Source organism: Brevundimonas sp. P2_A6, from assembly GCF_056404975.1.
On sequence record NZ_JBFUCZ010000001.1, the window covers coordinates 538,923 to 557,814 of the forward strand.

The 18,892-nt window shown below is 67.3% G+C and carries 22 protein-coding genes; 9 read left to right on the forward strand and 13 right to left on the reverse strand.

Going from position 1 to position 18,892, the window contains the following annotated elements; translation table 11 throughout:
• The first annotated feature begins 50 nt into the window (after positions 1-50).
• The gene (gene rcdA / locus AC1DW4_RS02745) at positions 51-578 is read left to right on the forward strand and encodes a protease adaptor protein RcdA (RefSeq protein ID WP_477015702.1); all 528 of its coding nucleotides are present in this window, start codon (positions 51-53) and stop codon (positions 576-578) included.
• A gap of 159 nt (positions 579-737) precedes the next feature.
• On the opposite strand, the gene AC1DW4_RS02750 is transcribed toward rcdA, so the two are convergent.
• A complete protein-coding gene (locus tag AC1DW4_RS02750; protein WP_477015703.1) occupies positions 738-2,303 on the reverse strand; it encodes a L,D-transpeptidase family protein in 1,566 nt (521 codons plus the stop codon).
• Positions 2,304-2,451: 148 nt separating this feature from the next.
• Positions 2,452-2,676: a 50S ribosomal protein L31 gene (rpmE, locus tag AC1DW4_RS02755; RefSeq protein WP_477015704.1), complete on the reverse strand. Its 225-nt coding sequence runs from the start codon at positions 2,674-2,676 to the stop codon at positions 2,452-2,454.
• A 137-nt stretch (positions 2,677-2,813) separates the two neighbouring features.
• On the opposite strand from rpmE, the gene AC1DW4_RS02760 reads away from it, so the two are divergent.
• Positions 2,814-4,676, forward strand: coding sequence for an ABC transporter transmembrane domain-containing protein (locus AC1DW4_RS02760; RefSeq protein ID WP_477015705.1), 1,863 nt, complete (start codon positions 2,814-2,816; stop codon positions 4,674-4,676).
• Between the two features lie 3 nt (positions 4,677-4,679).
• Here AC1DW4_RS02760 and AC1DW4_RS02765 read toward each other — a convergent pair whose 3' ends face one another.
• The 4 genes from AC1DW4_RS02765 to AC1DW4_RS02780 form a co-directional block, all read right to left on the reverse strand.
• A complete protein-coding gene (locus tag AC1DW4_RS02765) occupies positions 4,680-5,690 on the reverse strand; it encodes a glycerophosphodiester phosphodiesterase (RefSeq protein WP_477015706.1) in 1,011 nt (336 codons plus the stop codon).
• 39 nt (positions 5,691-5,729) lie between these two features.
• Positions 5,730-6,533 carry an inositol monophosphatase family protein gene (locus AC1DW4_RS02770; protein ID WP_477015707.1) on the reverse strand — a complete coding sequence of 268 codons (804 nt, stop codon included), beginning with the start codon at positions 6,531-6,533 and terminating at the stop codon, positions 5,730-5,732.
• A gap of 104 nt (positions 6,534-6,637) precedes the next feature.
• Complete coding sequence (gene efp, locus AC1DW4_RS02775) at positions 6,638-7,207, reverse strand: elongation factor P (RefSeq protein ID WP_477015708.1); 570 nt, start codon at positions 7,205-7,207, stop codon at positions 6,638-6,640.
• Between the two features lie 101 nt (positions 7,208-7,308).
• Positions 7,309-7,869 (reverse strand): tryptophan-rich sensory protein, encoded by a 561-nt coding sequence (locus AC1DW4_RS02780; RefSeq protein WP_477015709.1) that lies wholly within the window; start codon positions 7,867-7,869, stop codon positions 7,309-7,311.
• A gap of 219 nt (positions 7,870-8,088) precedes the next feature.
• Between AC1DW4_RS02780 and AC1DW4_RS02785 the strand changes: the two genes are divergently transcribed.
• Both AC1DW4_RS02785 and AC1DW4_RS02790 read left to right on the forward strand, forming a co-directional pair.
• The gene (locus AC1DW4_RS02785) at positions 8,089-8,475 is read left to right on the forward strand and encodes a hypothetical protein (protein ID WP_477015710.1); all 387 of its coding nucleotides are present in this window, start codon (positions 8,089-8,091) and stop codon (positions 8,473-8,475) included.
• Between the two features lie 47 nt (positions 8,476-8,522).
• The gene (locus AC1DW4_RS02790; RefSeq protein WP_477015711.1) at positions 8,523-8,984 is read left to right on the forward strand and encodes a CPBP family glutamic-type intramembrane protease; all 462 of its coding nucleotides are present in this window, start codon (positions 8,523-8,525) and stop codon (positions 8,982-8,984) included.
• Here AC1DW4_RS02790 and bfr read toward each other — a convergent pair.
• Both bfr and AC1DW4_RS02800 read right to left on the reverse strand, forming a co-directional pair.
• Positions 8,981-9,481 (reverse strand): bacterioferritin, encoded by a 501-nt coding sequence (gene bfr, locus AC1DW4_RS02795; protein WP_477015712.1) that lies wholly within the window; start codon positions 9,479-9,481, stop codon positions 8,981-8,983. The genes AC1DW4_RS02790 and bfr overlap by 4 nt on opposite strands.
• Before the next feature lie 28 nt (positions 9,482-9,509).
• Positions 9,510-9,695 (reverse strand): (2Fe-2S)-binding protein, encoded by a 186-nt coding sequence (locus AC1DW4_RS02800; RefSeq protein ID WP_477015713.1) that lies wholly within the window; start codon positions 9,693-9,695, stop codon positions 9,510-9,512.
• Positions 9,696-9,815: 120 nt separating this feature from the next.
• Here AC1DW4_RS02800 and thiE point away from each other — a divergent pair, with 120 nt between their 5' ends.
• The 4 genes from thiE to cydB all read left to right on the forward strand — a co-directional run bounded on the left by thiE (position 9,816) and on the right by cydB (position 14,847).
• The gene (gene thiE / locus AC1DW4_RS02805; protein WP_477015714.1) at positions 9,816-10,454 is read left to right on the forward strand and encodes a thiamine phosphate synthase; all 639 of its coding nucleotides are present in this window, start codon (positions 9,816-9,818) and stop codon (positions 10,452-10,454) included.
• 65 nt (positions 10,455-10,519) lie between these two features.
• The gene (locus AC1DW4_RS02810; protein ID WP_477015715.1) at positions 10,520-12,205 is read left to right on the forward strand and encodes a sensor histidine kinase; all 1,686 of its coding nucleotides are present in this window, start codon (positions 10,520-10,522) and stop codon (positions 12,203-12,205) included.
• Between the two features lie 132 nt (positions 12,206-12,337).
• On the forward strand, positions 12,338-13,813 hold the full coding sequence (locus AC1DW4_RS02815) for a cytochrome ubiquinol oxidase subunit I (RefSeq protein ID WP_477015716.1): 1,476 nt from the start codon (positions 12,338-12,340) through the stop codon (positions 13,811-13,813).
• Complete coding sequence (gene cydB / locus AC1DW4_RS02820; protein WP_477015717.1) at positions 13,810-14,847, forward strand: cytochrome d ubiquinol oxidase subunit II; 1,038 nt, start codon at positions 13,810-13,812, stop codon at positions 14,845-14,847. The genes AC1DW4_RS02815 and cydB overlap by 4 nt, the downstream gene beginning before the upstream one ends.
• A 108-nt stretch (positions 14,848-14,955) precedes the next feature.
• On the opposite strand, the gene AC1DW4_RS02825 is transcribed toward cydB, so the two are convergent.
• Complete coding sequence (locus AC1DW4_RS02825; protein ID WP_477015718.1) at positions 14,956-15,324, reverse strand: hypothetical protein; 369 nt, start codon at positions 15,322-15,324, stop codon at positions 14,956-14,958.
• Positions 15,325-15,376: 52 nt separating this feature from the next.
• Between AC1DW4_RS02825 and AC1DW4_RS02830 the strand changes: the two genes are divergently transcribed.
• Positions 15,377-15,775, forward strand: a complete 399-nt coding sequence (locus AC1DW4_RS02830; protein ID WP_477015719.1) for a hypothetical protein — start codon at positions 15,377-15,379, stop codon at positions 15,773-15,775.
• A 4-nt stretch (positions 15,776-15,779) separates the two neighbouring features.
• Here the strand turns inward: AC1DW4_RS02830 and AC1DW4_RS02835 are convergent, their stop codons facing one another.
• The 4 genes from AC1DW4_RS02835 to AC1DW4_RS02850 all read right to left on the reverse strand — a co-directional run bounded on the left by AC1DW4_RS02835 (position 15,780) and on the right by AC1DW4_RS02850 (position 18,766).
• Positions 15,780-16,184, reverse strand: coding sequence for a YkgJ family cysteine cluster protein (locus tag AC1DW4_RS02835; RefSeq protein ID WP_477015720.1), 405 nt, complete (start codon positions 16,182-16,184; stop codon positions 15,780-15,782).
• Positions 16,181-16,525 (reverse strand): VOC family protein, encoded by a 345-nt coding sequence (locus tag AC1DW4_RS02840; protein WP_477016204.1) that lies wholly within the window; start codon positions 16,523-16,525, stop codon positions 16,181-16,183. The genes AC1DW4_RS02835 and AC1DW4_RS02840 overlap by 4 nt, the downstream gene beginning before the upstream one ends.
• Positions 16,526-16,590: 65 nt before the next feature.
• Entirely contained in the window at positions 16,591-17,580 is a 990-nt protein-coding gene (locus tag AC1DW4_RS02845; protein WP_477015721.1) for an alpha/beta hydrolase, read from the reverse strand.
• Between the two features lie 4 nt (positions 17,581-17,584).
• On the reverse strand, positions 17,585-18,766 hold the full coding sequence (locus tag AC1DW4_RS02850; RefSeq protein ID WP_477015722.1) for a thiolase family protein: 1,182 nt from the start codon (positions 18,764-18,766) through the stop codon (positions 17,585-17,587).
• Positions 18,767-18,892 lie beyond the last annotated feature (126 nt).

An 18,892-nucleotide genomic window follows, 5' to 3' on the forward strand; every position in this document is an offset into this window, starting at 1 on the left:
GGCCACGGTGCCGATCCGGCCCGATGACACAGCGGACGTCGGTCGTTTTCATGAGTATGGTTGAGTTGATGGCGAGCGACGAGGAACAGTCGGCGGTGCGGTCCCGGTCGGGCGAGGTGCGCGATTTCGCCCGCTCCGAGCTGTTCGAGCGCACCTTTCAGGAAGGCATGGAGCTGGTCGAGGAGACCGCCGCCTATCTGGACGGCGACGGACGTCGTGAATCCAAGCTGCTGTCACGTTCGGCAGCGCTTGCCTATGCGGGCGAGAGCATGAAGCTGACCACGCGGCTGATGCAGATCGCGTCCTGGCTGCTGGTCCAACGCGCCGTGCGCGAAGGCGACATGACGCCCGAGGCGGCCTGCGATGCGCGCTATCGCCTGAACGAGCGCAAGGTCGAGACCGAGCCGACGCACCCGGAAATCCCCATCGCCCTGGTCGAATATCTGGTCCGGGCCGAGAAGCTGCATGACCGGGTGCTGTATCTGGATCGCCGCATGTATCTGGATGCGCCGCAGGAAGCGGATGCCAATCCGGTGTTGAGCCAGATGGGGATGCTGGAAGCCGCGTTCCGGGTCTAGGATCCCTGTCCCTCCCCTTTATGGGGAGGGAAAGACCGCGAAGCGGTCAGGGTGGGGAAGTCATAAGACGGAGCTCCACCCTGACGGGCCCCACCCGCGCTCGCTGACGCTCGCGGTCCCTCCCCATGAAGGGGAGGGAGAGACTATCGCTGCTGACCCCTACGGACCGACGTCGTTGGCGACGCGCGCGCCGTCATCGACCACCGTCGGCAGGCTGACGGCGATGCCCAGGGCCTCGGCCAGCTTCTGATCGCGACGATAGATGTCCTCGCGGAAGGCCACGCGGCCCTGACCGTCGACGAAGGCGGTCCAGTACAGCAGGCGCACGGTGATCTCGCGGCCGGTCTGGATGCGCTGGGTCTCGCGGGTCTGCTGGGCCGTGTCGAACTCGGACAGCAGGGTGGGGTCCGGCGACAGCAGGATACGCGCGAAATCGACCGCGTTCTGGACCCGGACGCAGCCGTGCGACCGCTGACGCGTCGACAGATTGAACGCGGCCTTGGACGGCGTGTCGTGCAGGAAGATGGCGTAGCTGTCGCGCAGCTCGAACTTCACATAGCCGAGCGCGGCCGTTGGCCCGGCGCGCTGGATGACCTGACCGTTCTGGACATACATGTTCTGGCTGGCCAGATAGCCGGGGCCGCGCGGCAGGATCTCGCGGCGCGCGATGCCGGCGGGGACGTACCAGGGCGGATTGGCCACGACCGAGGCGAACGGCTTTTCGAGGCTGGGCGTCTGGGTGGCCGGCGCGCCGCAGACGACGCGGTTGGAGTGAACGGGGCGGCCGTCCTTCCAGTAGACCATGATCGCGGCCGCGGTGTTGACCTCGATCCGCTCTGGATTGAGCTCGCGCTTCAGCCACCGGCGGCGTTCCAGGTTCAGGGCGATCTGGCGGGCGCGATCCTCGGCCGAGGCGCCAAGCGAGCTCTGGGTCCCTGCGCCGATGCGGCCGTCCGGAGCCAGGCCGTGACGGGCCTGGAAACCCTGAACGGCAGTCTGGAGTTCCGGGCCATAGACCAGGCCCTGGGCGGTCAGGCGCGCGCCGTCGGCCTCCGACAGATCGCCTTCGGCGACCAGCCGCTGGATGATGATGGGCACGCGCGTGTCGCTGTTGCCCGGCTCGATCGCGGCGCCCGCGCGGAACCTGGCCCAGCCGCCGTTCCTGATGATGCGGCGATAGCGGACGTAGCCGGCCGACAGATTGTTGTAGCCGATGTCGGTGGGGGCCAGTCCATCGAACCATTCGACGACCTTGTTCTGGACCATGGCGTCGTTCAGCCCGGCGGGCAGATCGACGACGTTCTTTTGCATCTCCCACAGGTCTTCGACCGATTCGGGCCGCACCCGTCCGTTGGCCAGGACCTTGGCATAGGCCATGGCGGCCCCGGTGGTGCGGACCTCGGCGCTGTCCGGATCGGCGGCCAGGCCGACGAAGTCGACGAAGTCGGACTTGGCCAGACCGTGGCGTTCGGCACGGTTGGAGGCGTCGTTCAACTTGCGTAGCCGATCGGCGTTCCACACCGGGCGCCAGCCGTTCAGCTCGTAGAAGGCGCGCACATCGGGCTGCACGGCCTGGGGCAGGCGGCCGATCTGGTCGTTGTAGGCGGCGTAGGTTGGGCTGTTGACCGAATTGGCCTGGGCCATCTGGGCCGTGGAGGTCTGGGCCGAGGCCGCGCCGGCCACCGCCGCTGCGGCCACGCCGAGGGTCAATTCGCGTCGATTCATGGTCGTGTCGCTCTGTGTTCGACGCCGCGTTGAACCCGGCGTTCGCGCCCCGGTATCGAACGGGCGCATGTTATCGACGTTCCGACCAAACAAAAAGCGCCGGTCGAGAAACCGGCGCTCTTCGTGTCGTCTTTGCCGCAGTTCGGCCTTACTTCTTGATGAAGCCGCCGAACTTGTTGTTGAAGCGCGAAACACGGCCGCCGCGATCCAGCATCTGCTGGTTGCCGCCAGTCCAGGCCGGGTGCGTCGAAGGATCGATATCCAGGTTCAGCGTGTCGCCTTCTTTTCCGTACGTCGAGCGCGTCTGGTACGTCTCGCCGTTCGTCAGGGTGACGGTGATGAAGTGGTAGTCGGGGTGCGTATCGGCCTTCATGGTCGTGTTCCGGTCTCTGTACGCGATGACGATGCCGACCGTCGGTGCGTGAAAATGAGAAAACCCGCCAGCAAGCCCGGCGGGAATGAGCGGCGGCGTTTACACCGGGGGGCCTTTGGGGGCAAGAGGCGCTCACTATGACAGACAGCGCCGCTTCTCCCCGTGATTCCCTGACAGGACAGGCGGAGGCGGCGGGGCGTCCCGGCGCGGGCGCGATCCTGGTCGAACAGATCGGCGAGGCCAAGCAGCGGCGCGCCAAGGGCCGCAGTGTCCGGCCCTTACTGCGTCTGTGGCCCTATCTGATGCGGCACCGGCTGAACGCCCTGTTCGCGATGTTCTGGCTGCTGGGCTCGACGGCCGCGTCCCTGGCCCTGACGGGAACGGCGCGCGGGGCCATCGACCACGGGTTCGAGAACGGCGGACAGGACATCAACCGCTGGTTCCTGATCCTGGGTCTGAACGCCGTCGCGCTGGGTGTCGCCACCGCCGTGCGGTATTTCTATGTGACCAAGACGGGCGAGCGGGTCGTGGCCGATCTGAGGAAGGCTCTGTTCGACCGTATCCTGACGCTGGATCCGTCCTTCTTCGCGCAGATGCGGACCGGCGAGGTGCTCAGCCGCCTGACCACCGACATCGCCCTGGTGGAGACCCTGCTGACGACCTCGGTGTCGTTCGCGCTGCGCAACTTCCTGACCTTGCTGGGCGGTATCGCCCTGCTGTTCGTGGTCAGCCCCAAGCTGACGGGTCTGGTCCTGCTGACCGCCCCCATCCTGATCGCGCCGATCTTCATCTTCGGCCGGTCGGTGCGGAAACTGACCGTGCGGTCCCAAGACCGGTTCGCCAATGCCGTGGGCTTCGCGGGCGAAAGCGTCGACGCCATCGAGACGGTCCAGGCCTTTGGCCGCGTCCAGAGCGCCATCGACCGGTTCGGCGCGGTGGTGGAGGAGGCGTTCGGCGTTTCGTTGGTCCGCATGAAGGCGCGGGCCTGGATGACGGCGGTGATCATCGTGGTCGTCTTCGGCGGGGTGACCTTCGTGCTGTGGCTGGGCGCGCAGGACGTGGCGAATGGCGTGATGACGCCGGGGGCCTTGCTGCAATTCGTGCTGCTGTCGGTCTTCACGGCCGGGGCGGTGGGGGCGCTGGGCGAAAGCTGGGGCGATGTGCAGAAGGCGTCGGGGGCCATGGAGCGGATCGACGAGCTGATGCGCGCCATGCCGTCCATCGCACCGCCCGCAAATCCCGTGGCCCTGCCCAGTCCGGCCGAGGGCCGGGTCGCCATGGCGGGTGTGCGGTTCGCCTATCCGGGACGGCCGGACCTGCCGGCGCTGAAGGGGTTCGACCTGACGGTGCGGCCGGGCGAGACGGTGGCCCTGGTCGGGCCGTCGGGCGCGGGCAAGTCGACGGTGTTCCGCCTGTTGCTGCGCTTCTATGATCCGCAGGAGGGCGCGGTCAGCGTCGATGGCGTGGATGTGCGCGCGGCCGATCCGGTCGAGGTGCGCGGTCGTTTCGCCTGGGTGTCGCAGGAGGCCCCGCTGTTCTCGGGTTCGGCGATGGAGAACATCCGCTTCGGCCGCGAAGCCGCCAGCGAGGCCGAGGTGCGTCAGGCGGCGGAAGAGGCCCAGGCGCTGGGGTTCATCGAAGCCCTGCCCGAAGGGTTCGCCACGCCCCTGGGCGAACGCGGCAAGAGCCTGTCGGGCGGGCAACGCCAGCGTCTGGCCATCGCGCGGGCGCTCGTTCGCGACGCGCCGATCCTGTTGTTGGACGAGGCGACCAGCGCGCTGGATGCGGAGAACGAACGTCTGGTGCAGGCCGCTCTGGATCAGGCGATGGAGACGCGCACGACCCTGGTCATCGCCCACCGCCTGGCCACCGTGCTGCGCGCCGACCGGATCGTGGTCATGGAGGACGGCGCGGTGGTCGAGACCGGCACCCACCACGAGCTGGTGGCCAGAGGTGGGCTGTACGCGCGGCTGGCCGAGCTTCAGTTCCGCGAGGGGTAGCCGTCAATCACGGGCGGCAACCGCTACGCCGGGAAAGTCGCTGAACACCGCATCAATGCCCAGGCCGTAAAAGCGCCTCAGCCAGCGCGGCAGGTCGCCATGATAGTCGGTCGGCAGGAAGGCATCCTCGGCCCGAAAGGTCCAGGCGACGACCGTCAAACCGGCGGCGTGGGCGTTCCCGACCAGTGTCGTCGCCGCCGCCGAGGCTCCGGACCCGCCCCGGGGGACGATCATCGCTGTGTCCACTCCGATGGCATCCGCATAGGCGGCGATCTCCTTGAGGCCGGCGGGCATCGCCATGGCGGCATAGGTCAGCTCGGGATGATCGGCCGGACCGCCGTATGCCGCCATCAGCTGGAGCAGGGGCGCATCTGTCTTCCGGTCGAGCGACCGCAGAGTGTCGATCTCGAAGCATTGAACCAGGATGGGGCTGTCGGCCGCCATCAGGTCGTTCACCGTCAGGGCGTCGATGAAGGGCGGTTCCATCGGCAGGCCGATCGACGCGAAGTAGGTCGGATGCTTCAGCTCGGAAGCGACGCCGATCACCCGACCGGTGAGGGCTGTTCCGGCGCGGGCGATGTCGATCACCTGCTGGAATGTCAGGATGGGCTCTTCGGCGAAGACGGTGTTGCCGGGACGCAGGTCGGGGAGGCGTTCGCGCGCCCGAAGAGTGCCGAGCTCCGCCAGGGTGAAGTCCTCTGTGAACCAGCCCGTGGTCGCCACGCCGTCGATGGTCTTCGTCGTCCGTCGCGCGGCGAACTCGGGATGGTCGGCGACATCGGTGGTGCCGGAAATCTCGTTCTCGTGCCGGACCACCAGCTGGCCGTCCTTCGACATGACCAGGTCCGGTTCGATGAAATCGGCGCCTTGTTCGATCGCCAGTTCATAGGCGGCCCGCGTGTGCTCAGGCCGTTCGCCCGACGCCCCGCGATGGGCGATCACCAGCGGATGCGGCGTCTGGCCGAGGGCGGGGGCGGCGGAAACCATCAGGACCGCGAGGATGAACCGGATCATGCGCCGAGGGTAGGGGCGCCCCGTGACGCCGCCGTGAAATCAGCCCCGCAGCACCTTGCCCAGCTGCGGATGCAGTTCGGGGTTGGAGGCCAGGATCGAAACGCCGGTCTTGGGATCGCCGTCTGGATCGATGGTGGTGACGATGCCGCCGGCCTCGGTGACGAACAGGATGCCCGCCGCCACGTCCCAGGGCTTCAGATTGCGCTCGTAGTAGGCGTCGTAGCGACCGCAGGCGACCCAGGCGAAATCCAGCGCCGCCGACCCGAGGCGGCGGATGCCGGCGACGCGCTGGCCGATGGCGTGGATGTCCTTGATCGACTGGGCATGGCCCGTCTTGCCGATGAAGGGCAGGCCGGTGGCGATCAGGCTTTCGGACAGGTCACGGCGGCTGGCGACACGGATGCGGGTGTCGTTCAGATAGCAGCCCTTGCCCTTCTCGGCCCAGAACAGCTCGTTCATGATCGGGTTGTAGGTGACGCCGGCCACGATCTCGGAGGTGCCGTCCGGCGCATAGCGCTGCAGGCCCACGGTGATGGCGAAATGCGGCATGGCGTGCATGAAGTTGGTCGTGCCGTCGATCGGATCGACCACCCAGGTGTGGGACTTGTCGGTCCCCTCGATCATGCCGCGCTCTTCGCCCAGGAAGCCATAGCCGGGGCGGGCCTTCATCAGCAGTTCGAACAGGGTGTCCTCGGCCTTGATGTCGGCGGCCGTGACGAAGTCGCCGGGGCCCTTCCTCGACACCTGCAGCTGCGCCACCTCGCCGAAGTCGCGCAGCATGGGACGGGCGGTCTTTCGAACCGCGTCGATGATGACGGAAACGAGGGCGGAGGCGAGGGCCATGGTTGGGAGGGCCTAGGGAAGAGGAATTAGGGATTAGGAAGAGAGATCAGCGCGGCCAAGGACTCCCCTAATCCCTACTCCCTAATCCCTATTCCCTGCGGACGTCAGTCCGCGCGGCGGACGTATTCGCCGGTCGTGGTGTCGACGACGATGCGCTCGCCCACGCCCATATAGGGCGGGATCATGATGCGGACGCCGTTGTCGGCCTTGGCGGGCTTGTAGGAGGACGAGGCGGTCTGGCCCTTCACGGTGGGTTCGGTCTCGACGACTTCCAGCGTGACCTGTTCGGGCAGGGTCAGGCCGATGGGCCGATCCTCGTGCATCTCGATGACGACCTTCATGCCATCCTGCAGATAGGCGACGCGGTCTTCGCCGACCCAGTCCTTTTGCAGTTCGGTCTGCTCGTAGGTGGCGTCGTCCATGAACACCAGGGCGTCGCCCTGCTCGTACAGATAGGAGAACTCCTTCTGCTCCAGCGTGACGCGCTCGACCTTGTCTTCCGAGCGGAAGCGTTCGTTCAGCTTGTTGCCGGTCTCGAGGTTCTTGGCCTCGACGTTGGCGAAGGCGCCGCCCTTGCCGGGCTTGACGTGGCTGGCCTTGGTGACGACCCACAGGCCCTTGTTGTGCTCCAGCACCATGCCGGGCTTGATGGTGTTGCCGTTGATTTTCGCCATGGGGATCACTGTCTGGAGGGGCGCTGCCGGTCCCGTGACGGGCGCGCGAAATCGGGCGCGATCCCTAGAGGAAGCCGCCGAAGAGGGCAAGCCGAGCGGGTTTAGTGCACAGTGGGCCGGGCGGCCTCCGCAGCCTTGCGATCCAGCAGGTTGGCGAAGCGAACGCCTGATCCGGTGGGCGATGCCATCTTGCCGGCGGTCGGGTCCAGCTTGCGCGCTTCGTGGGCGAAGGCGGCGGCGAGACCGGCCGAGGTCATGGCCGCGGCGATCTGCATGCCGCGGCTGGCGGGGCGCATGGCGATCCAGATCGCGTTGATGGCCTGGGCCCCGGCCCAAAGAATCATGGCGCTGGTGCGCTCCGGCCGCGACGGTGCGTTCCAGACCCGAACGGCCGACAGGGTGGTGGCGGAAAACACAGCCGGAAGCACCAGGCTGAAGGCCCCGCGCGGCCGCTCGGTCGTCGGGGCCGCGCCGTCGCGGGCCTGGGCCAGGGTGCGGCGGCTGGGCGGGACGGTCCGGGTCGCCAGGGCCGTGGCCAGCAGGGCGAAGCCGATGGTCACCGCGACGCCCAGCGCGACGTGGCCGGGGCTGCGTTCGCCCGCGTTCAGGAAATCGACGGCCGCCTCACGCACGTCGTCCAGTGTCTCTTCGATATCGGTCATGGCCAAGCTCCTCCAGCAAGGAGCGGAATGGGCGGACGGCGGCCGGGTTCCGGGTCAGGCCGTCTCATCGTCGGTGAGTCTGATGATTGGAGCGCAGTGTCTTGGCTGGAGCTATCTAAGCCGAGGGACGATGCTCTAGCCTCGGCTACCCCTGGCCCGGTAAATGAGGTTGGGATCGGGAAAACCGCATCTCTGACCTACGCTTTGTCGGACACGTCCATGACCGCGCGCAGACTATCTCAGTTCCTTGCCCTTTCGTTGGCGGCGCTCACCTGGTGGGTCTTGGTTTCGCGACCGGGCGTCATAGAGACCGAATTCGCGCTGGAAATTCACGCGGTGTTCGCCGCTATCGTGGCAATCGTCTTCGGGTTGGCCTTTGTCGCTCTGCGCGTCGCTAAGGGCGGCAACGCGACCTACTGGACGCCGAACGCCACGCATCAGGTACACCGGATCTTGTGGATGGTGCTGGCGACGCTTGGCGTGATGCTGGTGGCGGCGGTGGTCTTCAACAGGCTGGGCTGGGCTGGGCAGGGCCAGCCTCGGCCAAGATCAGCTATCTCCTCGCCGGGACGCTCATACCGGCAGCGTTCCTGCAGTTCGGGCTGATCACCTGGCCGTCTCGTTCGAGTCATCCGGGACGGCTCAGGCTGCTCTTGATCTCGGGCCTCGCGATCGGCCTTGCAACGGCATGGAGCTATACCGCCTGGTCGATCGCTCCGGACAAGGCGGTCATTCCTCCGATCCCCGAGCTGATCGTGACCGTGGGCGCTGTCATTTTGGGCGCGACGTTCGAGGAAATCATGTTCCGCGTCTTGCTTCTGACGGCGCTGCTCGACCGAACCGGTTCACGCTTTCAGGCAGTCTTCCTGTCCAGCGTCGCGTTCGGCCTGATGCACGTTCCAGGCGCTTTGGCAGATCCGGTCCTGCACGGCGATTGGGCAGTTCTTCAGCAGGTCGCTTTCGATTACGCGCCCCGGTTCCTCATGCAAACCTTCCTCGGCCTGCTTCTCGGAGTGCTCTGGCTTCGATCCGGCTCGATCACGCTGATCGCCCTGACCCATGCGATTTTCAATATGGGCAAGGTTCTGGCGCTAGGCTTGCTGGCCTACGGCTAGCCGCCCGTCGCGCTCTTGTCCGGGGCGATTTCGGTCATGGCGGACTGCAGGTAGTTCTGCTCGCCCAGCTGTTCGATCAGCTTGAACTGTGCCTCGAGGAAGTCGATGTGCTCCTCGGTGTCCGACAGGATTTCCATGAAGATCTGGCGGCTGACGAAGTCGGACAGCTGTTCGGCCTGGGCGACGGCGGCCAGCAGGGTGTCGCGTCCGCCCAATTCCAGCTGAAGGTCCGCGCCCAGGCATTCGATCGCGTTCTCGCCGATCTTCAGCTTGTGCAGGTCCTGCATGTTGGGCAGGCCGTCCAGGAACAGGACGCGCTTGATCAGCTTGTCGGCGTGTTTCATCTCGCCGATCGATTCGTCGTAGATGATCTGGCCCAGGTGCTTCAGGCCCCAGCTTTCGAACATGCGCGCATGCAGGAAATACTGGTTCACGGCGGTCAGTTCGTTGGTCAGCACCGCATTCAGGCTGCGGATGATCGCGGGATCGCCCTTCATGGCTGTCCTCCTTCGGGTTGGGACCTGACTATTCGGCGGCCAGGGCGAAGGCTTCGCGGCTGTCGTGAATCATCTGGCGCATCTCGCAGACGCATTTAGCACACTGGGCGCTGCACTGGTTGCGCTGGAACACGTCGCGGGGACGGGTGGCCCCCGCCTCGATGGCACGGGCGACGTCGCGCTGGCGAAGACCATTGCAGTTGCAGACGTACAAGGCGGGCGATCCTGTCAGCCAGTTGCGATTGGTTCTCTATAGCAGGCGATTTGGCGATTGCAACGCGTTCGCAAGACGCGCGCGGTTGACGGCCGGTCCGTGTTGACGCACCTCCGGTCCATGTCACCGCCTCGCTGCCAGCTCTATCTGATCACGCCACCGGTCATCGACGACCTCGACGCCTTCGCCAGTCGCCTGGAAGCCGCGCTGGATGCCGGGCCGGTCGCGGCCGTGCAGATTCGACTGAAGCCCGCCGACGACGCGACGATCACCCAGGCCGTGCAGCGCCTGGCCCCGATCGCGCAGGGGCGGGGCGTGGCCGTCATCCTGAACGATCGCCCGGATCTGGCGGCCGTCCTGGGCTGTGACGGGGTTCATGTGGGGCAGTCGGACGCCTCGGTCGCCTCCGCCCGGCGGATCATGGGCAAGGGGGCGATGATCGGGGCGACCTGCCACGACAGCCGTCACCTGGCGATGGAGGCGGCCGAGGCGGGGGCCGACTACGTTGCCTTCGGCGCCTTCTTCCCCACGACGACCAAGGCGACCGAGCATCGCCCCGACCCCGAAATCCTGACTATCTGGCAAGAGGTCATGGAGATTCCCTCGGTGGCCATCGGCGGCATCACCGTCGACAACGCCGCAGGCCTGATCGCCGCCGGAGCCGATTTCCTGGCCGTCAGTGCCGGGATCTGGTCCCATCCCGACGGCGAGGCGGCCGCCATCCGCGAATTCGCCGCGCTGTTGGCCAAGGGGGGCTGACTTCAGGGGATATTAGGAAGCTCGTGGTTGAAGGGTATCCGACGCCCCTCCCGAGTTTTCGTCCCATGACCCACGTCCGCGCCATCAGCGCGACCGATCTGGAATTCAGCGAGGCACCCAGTGTGCCCGCTCGCCCGGTCGTGGCGACGGCCGCGAGCCTTTTCGCCCAGCCCATGGCGCCGATGCTGACCGTGCTGGGCGTCGCCGTTCTGGTGATCCTGGCGATCACGACGGCGAGGACGGCCGGGCTGGTCGCGGCCTTGTGGGCGGCCAACGGCCTGGCGGTGGGGATCTGGCTGCGCAGCGGTCGCGGTCTTGGGTTCGACCTGAGTTTCGGGGCCCTGATCGCCTTGGGTGTTCTGGCGGGCGAATTCCTGGCCGGCAATACGCCGACGCTGGCCCTCTGGTTCACCTTCGCCAACATGGTCGAGATCGTGGCCGCCGTTCTGCTGGCGCGCCGCTTCGCACCGACATTGAACCTGGCGACGGTCAGCGGAGCCTCCCGGTTCATCTTCTGCGCGGCGGTGGTCGCGCCTGTCGCGGCCGGCCTGGTCGCAGCCTCGGTCCTGACGCTCGTCCGGGGCGCGCCGTTTCTGATGAGCTTCCAGACCTGGTGGTTCGGCCACGCCCTGGGACTGGCCGTGATCGCGCCCTTCGTTCTGGCCTTCGAGAAGCGGCAGCTATTGTCGATGCTGAACCCGCTCCGGGTGGCCGAGACGGTGGGGCTGTTCGCGCTTCTGTCGGGCGTCTGCGCCGTCGTCTACTTCGTGCTGGCCCTGCCCATCAGCTTTGCCGTCATTCCCATCCTGATCCTGATCGCGGCGCGACTGAGGGTGCCCGGCGTGACGGCGGCGCTGGTCGTCGTCTCGATCGCGGCCGTTGGTTCGCTGATGGCGGGGCTGGGCCCGTCGTCGCTGGTGGATTCGCCATTGGCCGAGCGCGCCGTCGTCGTCCAGCTGACGATCCTTTTCGGCTATGTCCCGATCGTCCTGGTCGCCTCGCTGCTGGAGGAACGGGACCGGCTGTCGGAGCGCGCCAAGGCCGGGCAGCTGCGTGCCGAACGGGCCTCGGCCGCCAAGTCGCGCCTGCTGGCCAATGTCGCCCACGAGATCAAGAGCCCCATCGGCGGCGTCATCGGCATCGGCGACCTGTGGTCCAGCGGACAGCTGGGACCCGTCACGGAGACGCAGGCGGAGATGGCTGTCATGCTGGTCAAGACAGCCCGCCAGGTCGAAGCGCTGTCGCACGACCTGCTGGACGTCGCCCGCGCCGAGTCGGGTGCCGTGAAGGTGGAGCTGCGGCCCACCGACGTGCCGGGCATTCTGGAGGACATTCGCGCCGCCACGGTGCTGAGGCCGGAGGCGCGCGCCCTGACCGTCAGCGTCATGTGCGAAGGCGACGGCCTGATCGCCATCGCGGATTCGCAGCGGCTGGCCCAGGTCATCGACAATCTGGCGACCAACGCCGTGAAATACGCCAGTTCCGGCGGAAGCGTGTTGCTGAGAGCGCGCAGGATCTACGATGGCGTCCGGATCGAGGTCGTGGATCGCGGTCCAGGCCTGACCCCCGAAAAACAGGCGCAGCTGTTCGAGCCCTTCAACAGGCTGGGCCTGGAGCGATCGACGGTCGAGGGGCACGGCATCGGCCTGGCTTTGGCCAAACGGCTGGTCGAACTGCAGGGAGGGTGGATCGGGGTGGAGTCCAGACCCGGCGAGGGCGCGACCTTCTGGATCGAGTTGCCGGCGGCCTGACGGCCGACCGACGTTTTAATCATCACCTGATGAAATGATGCGGCGGACCGTCGCGCGATGCGTTGTCCTGTGGACTTCGAACCGCCGAGGGCGCAAAGCCCTACTTTCTCTGTGGTCATTAGGAACACGCACGTGGACCTCGACGCCCTGCTGCTGTCACGCCTGCAGTTCGCCTTCACCATCGCCTTTCACATCCTGTTTCCCGCCTTCACGATCGGGCTGGCGGCCTATCTGGCGGTGCTGGAGGGGCTGTGGCTGTGGACGAAGCGAGAGGCGTTCAAGACGCTGTATCTTTTCTGGGTGAAGATCTTCGCGCTGAGCTTCGGCATGGGCGTCGTGTCGGGCGTGGTGCTCAGTTATCAGTTCGGCACGAACTGGTCGGAGTTCATCCGGCTGACCGGCGGGGTGATCGGGCCGCTGCTGGCCTATGAAGTTCTGACGGCCTTCTTTCTGGAGGCCTCGTTCCTGGGCGTCATGTTGTTCGGCTGGAAGAAGGTCGGGCCGAAGCTGCACTTTACCGCCACGGTGCTCGTGGCCATCGGCACCAGTATTTCCGCTTTCTGGATCCTGTCGGCCAACAGCTGGATGCAGACTCCGCAGGGGTTCCAGATCATGGCGGACGGCCGGTTCGAAGCGGTCGATTACCTCGCGGTCGTCTTCAACCCGAGCTTTCCGACGCGTCTGGCCCACATGCTGCTGGCGGCCTTCCTGACCACCGGACTGGTGGTCGGGGCCGCGTCCGCGTTCCGGCTGCTGAAGGATCGCGCGGCCGGTGTCGCCACCAAGGGATGGAGCGAGAGCCGCATCTCTCTGACCATGGCCGTCGGGCTGATCGCCGTGCTGGCTCCGCTGCAACTGGTGGCGGGTCACGCGTCGGGCGAGGTCGCACACAAATACCAGCCCTCCAAGACGGCGGCGATCGAGGGATACTGGGAAACGAAGGCGGACCAGCCGCTGCACCTGTTCGGCATTCCGGACCGCGAGGCGCAGAAGAACCATTTCGAGGTGTCCATTCCCGGGGTCGGCAACCTGATCCAGGGCGTGCCGAAGGATGAGGTCATCAAGGGACTGGACAGCTGGGCGCGCGAGGATCAGCCGCCGTCCTTCATTCCCTTCTTCGGGTTCAGGATCATGGTGGGTCTGGGGATGCTGATGATCGGGCTGGGCCTGTGGGGCGCGGTGCTGATCTTCAGGAAGCGGCTTTTCGACAGTCCGTGGTTCCTGCGTTTCGCCGTGGCCATGGGACCTGCGGGATTCATCGCCGTCCTGGCAGGATGGATGGTGACGGAGGTCGGGCGGCAGCCTTGGGTCGTCTATGGCGTGCTGAAGACCCGGGATGCGGTTTCGCCCGTGGTGGCGAGCCAGGTGGCGACGTCGCTGATCAGCTATCTGTTGGTGTATTCGATCGTCTTCACGGCCGGAGCCATCTTCATCCTGCGGCTGATGGCAGAGGGGCCCGTGAAGGCGAACCTTGACCCCGGTGCACCGACGGATCGGATGCCAGGCACGCCGATGGCGCGTGCCCCGCATGACGATGCGGCCGAGGACGCGGCGGGCGGCGATGCCTCGCCGCCAGAGGCCGGCGACGACCTGAGGAGGGATCGATGAGCCTGGACCTTCCGCTGATCTGGGCGGGGATCATCGCGTTCGCCGTGCTGCTGTACGTCACGCTGGACGGGTTCGACCTGGGCATCGGCATCCTGTTTCCCTTCGCCAAGTCGAAGGAGGAGCGGGACGTGATGATGAACACCATCGCCCCCGTCTGGGACGGCAACGAGACCTGGCTGGTGCTGGGCGGGGGCGGGCTGCTGGCGGCCTTTCCGCTGGCCTATTCGGTCCTGATGCCGGCGCTGTATCTGCCGATCCTGCTGATGCTGGCGGGGCTGGTGCTGCGCGGCGTGGCGTTCGAGTTCCGCTTTCGCGCGCGGGTGCGGGGCAGGAAGTTCTGGACCCAGATGTTCACGGCCGGATCGATCCTGACGGCGGTGGCGCAGGGACTGGTGCTAGGCGGCTTCATCCAGGGCGTCACGGTGCGCAATGAGCGGTTCGCGGGCGGACAGTTCGACTGGTTCACGCCCTACACCCTGCTTGTCGCGGCAGGGCTGGTGGCCGGTTACGCCCTGCTGGGCGGGGCCTGGCTGATGATGAAGACCAAGGACAATCTGCACGGCGACGCCAAGCGCTGGACGAGCATCAGCGCGATCGTTGTTACGGTGCTGCTGGGCGCGGTCAGCATCGCGACCCTGTTGATACACCCGCGCGTCGCGGCGCGGTGGGGCTTCGACCTGAAGGACGGCTTCGCGCTGGACTGGAGCGCCTTGCTTCCGTTGTTGCCGATTCCGCTGCTGGGTCTGGCCGGCCTGGCCCTGGTGTTCGTCATGTCGATGCGGGGATCGCATCGCTGGCCGTTCGTCGGCGCGATGCTGGTGTTCCTGTCCGGCTATCTGGGGCTGGCGGCGGGGTTCGCGCCCTACATCGTGCCCTATGCGCTGAACTATCGGCAGGCGGCGGCACCGCTGAACTCGCTGGGCTTCATGCTGGTGGGGACGGCGGCGATCGTGCCTTTGATCCTGGCCTACACTGGCTGGGTCTATTGGGTGTTCCGCGGCAAGATCGACGAGGAGGCCGGCTATCATCATTGATCCCGTTCCCCCGCCGGAAGGCGACGAGGCGGCCGGGCCGCTGTGGAAGAAGCTGGCCTGGTTCGTCGGCCTGTGCCTGGCCGGGTCGATCAGCGTCGCGACGGTCGCCTATGTGCTGCGCAGCTTGCCGTTCGGCGGCTGAGGCGCGATGGTCGCGGCCATGTTGCATATCCTCGCATCCCTTCTTCTGATCGCCCAGCAGACCGCGCCGGCGGCCGGTGCTGGCGACCTGACCCGCATGCTGAACGGCGCGCCTCCGGCGGCGACTGCCGCGCCGAGGCCGACGGCGGTCGCACCCACGCCGGCACCGACCAGGACAACGACGGCCCAGCCCGCACCGCGTCCGGCGACAGCTCCGGCTCCGGCTCCGGCTTCTGCCGCGCCCTCGGCGACGGCGGCAGTTGCGCCGACCTCAACTGCGTCCCCGGCCCGCGCGCCGATGTCGTCGGGCGCGAGCGTAGCCCCACGACCGGTCACAGCGCCGGTGCCGACCGCTGCGACGACAACGCCTGCGCCTGTCGAAGCGCCCGTGACGGAAGCTGTCGAGCCGCCGCCGCCCGCGCCTGTGGTGCTGGATGCGCGCGCAGTCGCCGCCCTGCCGTTCACGGTCAGCCTACCGACGGGGTTTTCGATCACCACGGGCCGGCCCGGCCCGGACTTCAACATCTATACGATCCGGCGGGGCGGGCAGCCGTTCGTGATGGTCTATACGGGACCAGCGTCGCAGTTTCCGATCTACTCCGGCGAGATGGTCGAGGCGGGGGGGCGCGCCTCGATCGTGGCGAACGAGGACGGCCGCCGCGTGGCGCTGGAGCATCTGTTCACAAGGACGACCTCGCCGCAGGAGATCCACGTCTGGATCACCAGTCTGGACGGAGCGGACCGGCTGCTGGCCGAGCAGATCGGCCAGTCGGTGGACGCGCGCTGAGACTTCAGGCGCGGCGGACCGGTGTGTCGGTCGGACCCAGCCGGACGCCGCGCTTGCCGGCGAAGACCAGGACCTCCTGACCGTCGGCGGCGGCCCAGCGGCGAAGTTGAGCGTCGTAGGGCGCGCGTCGCCAGTCGTGGGGGCGGGCGGCGTCGCATTCGACGATCAGGCGGGCTCCGCCATTCTCGCTGTGCAGCACGAAGCCGCTGACGGCGGGCTTCCAGGTCTCGTCCAGCGCCTCGGTCAGCAGCCACAGGCAGTTGAAGACGCGACAGTCGCTGGGGCGGTCGTCATAGATGCCGCAGCCGCTGGTCTTGCCGAAGTGGCGACACCAGCGACCGACGGGCTTTTCCAGCGCGGTGACGCCCATCAGCTTGCAGCACAGGCCGCACTCGCCGCAGCTCTTCATCCGGCCTCGGACCAGACGGCGAGCTCGTTGCCGGAGGGATCGACGAAGTGGAACCGTTGACCACCGGGGAAGGCATAGATGGGCCTGACGATGCGGGCTCCGGCCGCCTCGACCTTGGCCAGCATGGCCTGCAGATCGTGGGCGTAGAGGATCGGCAGGGGGGCCTTGGATTGATCGGCGGTGTCGGCATCGAAGCCGCCATCCAGACCCTCACTGAACGCGGCGTAGCTGGGGCCGTAGTCCTGGAAGCTCCAGCCAAAGGCCGTTTCGTAGAAGGCCTTGGTCTCGGACAGGGCCGTGGCGGGCAGTTCGAGATAGTCGAGTTTTCCGTCGCTTCGCATCGTCGTCTCGCTTGAAAAGGCCGCCGACGTCAGGGGTGCCACGGGCGAGCCCGATTGGCAAAGCCTCAGGCCGCGAGCCAGCCATTGCGCCCGCCGAAAGCCTGGACAAGGTCTGGCCAGACGGCGGCGGGCTTGCCGGCGATCAGGCGGATGCCGAAGCCGTGGCCGCCTTCCTGGAACAAATGGGCCTCGGTCGTCACGGTGGCGGCGCGCAGGGTGGCCAGCAGGTTCAGGCTGTTCTCGACCGGCACGGACGGATCATCGACCGCGTGGATCAGGATGGTGGGCGCGACGCCGGTCCAGTCCATCCGCTCCAGCGACCAGGCGGCGATCTGCTCGGGCGTCGGGTTGGCCCCCAGCAGCTGCTCGCGCGAACCGGCATGGACGAAGGGATCGGCCATGGTCGCGACCGGATAGAGCAGGATGTTCAGGTCGGGACGGAAGGACACGCTATCGGCCGCATCGACGGCGTCGTAGGTCGCGTCGCGGCGGGCGGCCAGCAGCCCGGCCAGATGCCCACCCGCCGAGCCACCCAGGCTGGCGATGCGGCTCGGGTCGATGCCGTAGTCAGCCGCGTGGGCGCGGATCAGCCGCATGGCCCGCTGCGCGTCCTGCAAGGGGGCGTTCGGACCGGACGCCCAGCCGTCGGCGGGCAGGCGGTAACGCAGGACGAAACAGGTGACGCCGACGGCCGCGAAGACACGGGCGACGTCCAGACCTTCCTTGTCCACCACCGACCATTTGTAACCGCCACCGGGGATCAGCAGCATGGCCGCGCCATTGGGACGATCCGGCCGCATGACGGTCAGGATCGGGTCGGTGGTGAACTGGGCGAAGCGGTCGTGAAAGGCCGGGTTCGTCGAGCGCTCGGGCACGATGGCGGTGACGGTGACGTTCTCTCCACCCGGGGCACCATTGGGCCAAAGGTGGATGGTCTCGGTCGGATCAGGCGGCGCGACGGCGGGCGTCTGGGCCGACGCGGACACCGGTGTCAGGGCCGGGGCGGCGGAGGCGAGGGCGGCTACGCCCAGCAGGGTACGGCGATCCAGGGTCATGGGGTCAGGCCATCTCGACCGCGACGGCGACCGCTTCGCCCCCGCCGATGCACAGGGACGCCATGCCTTTGGACTGACCGCGCGCCTGCAACGCGGCGATCAGTGTGGTCAGGACGCGGGCGCCGGACGCCCCGATGGGGTGGCCGAGCGCCGTCGCGCCGCCGTTCACGTTCAGCTTGCCGTGGTCGATGCCCATTTCCTGCATGGCGATCATGGGGACGACGGCGAAGGCCTCGTTGATCTCCCACAGGTCGACGTCCTCGACCGACCAGCCGGCCTTCTTCAGCGCCTTCTGCATCGCAGGCACCGGGGCGGTGGTGAACAGGCCGGGCTCGTGGGCGTGGGCGGCGTGGGACACGATCCGGGCGACGACGGGCAGGTTCAGCGCCCTGGCCACGCTCTCGCGCGTCATCACCAGGGCGGCGGCGCCGTCCGAGATGGAGCTGGCATTGGCGGCGGTGATGGTGCCGTCCTTGGAGAAGGCGGGCTTCAGGGTCGGGATCTTCTCGGGCATGGCCTTGCCGGGCTGTTCGTCCTGGGTGACCGTGACGGTACCCTTTCGACCCGCGACCTCCACCGGTGTGATCTCGGCTTCGAAGGCACCGGTCTCGATGGCCTTCAGCGCGCGGCTGAGGCTTTCCAGCGCATAGGCGTCCTGGGCCTCGCGCGTGAATTGATAGGTCTGGGCCGAGTCCTCGGCGAAGTTGCCCATCAGCTTGCCGGGCGTATAGGCGTCCTCCAGGCCATCCATGTACATGCTGTCGACGATGACATCGTGGCCGATGCGGGCACCGCCCCGGTGCTTGGTCATCAGGTAGGGGGCGCCGGTCATCGACTCCATGCCGCCTGCGACGATGATGTCCGCGCTGCCGGCCGCCAGGCTGTCGGACGCCATCATGACGGCCTGAAGACCCGATCCGCACATCTTGTTCACGGTGGTGGCCTCGACATGCTGTCCCAGGCCCGCGCCGATCGCGGCCTGACGCGCCGGGGCCTGGCCGAGCCCGGCGGGCAGGACGCAGCCCATGTAGATCTGCTCGATCCTGGCGGGATCCAGGCCGGCGCGTTCGACGGCTGCCTTGACCGCCGTGGCACCCAGTTCGGTCGCCTTGACCCCGCTGAGCGCACCCTGGAAGCCGCCCATCGGCGTGCGGGCGAAGGAGACGATGACGACGGGATCGGACATGGGACGCTCTCGATTTCGATGCGGAGGATGTAGCGCCGGGCGACGCGGATTGCGAGGGGCCGCTGCGACCCTGCGTCTTTCCGAAGGTGTCCATTTCCGGGCGTGGGCAGGAGACAGGCAGGGTCG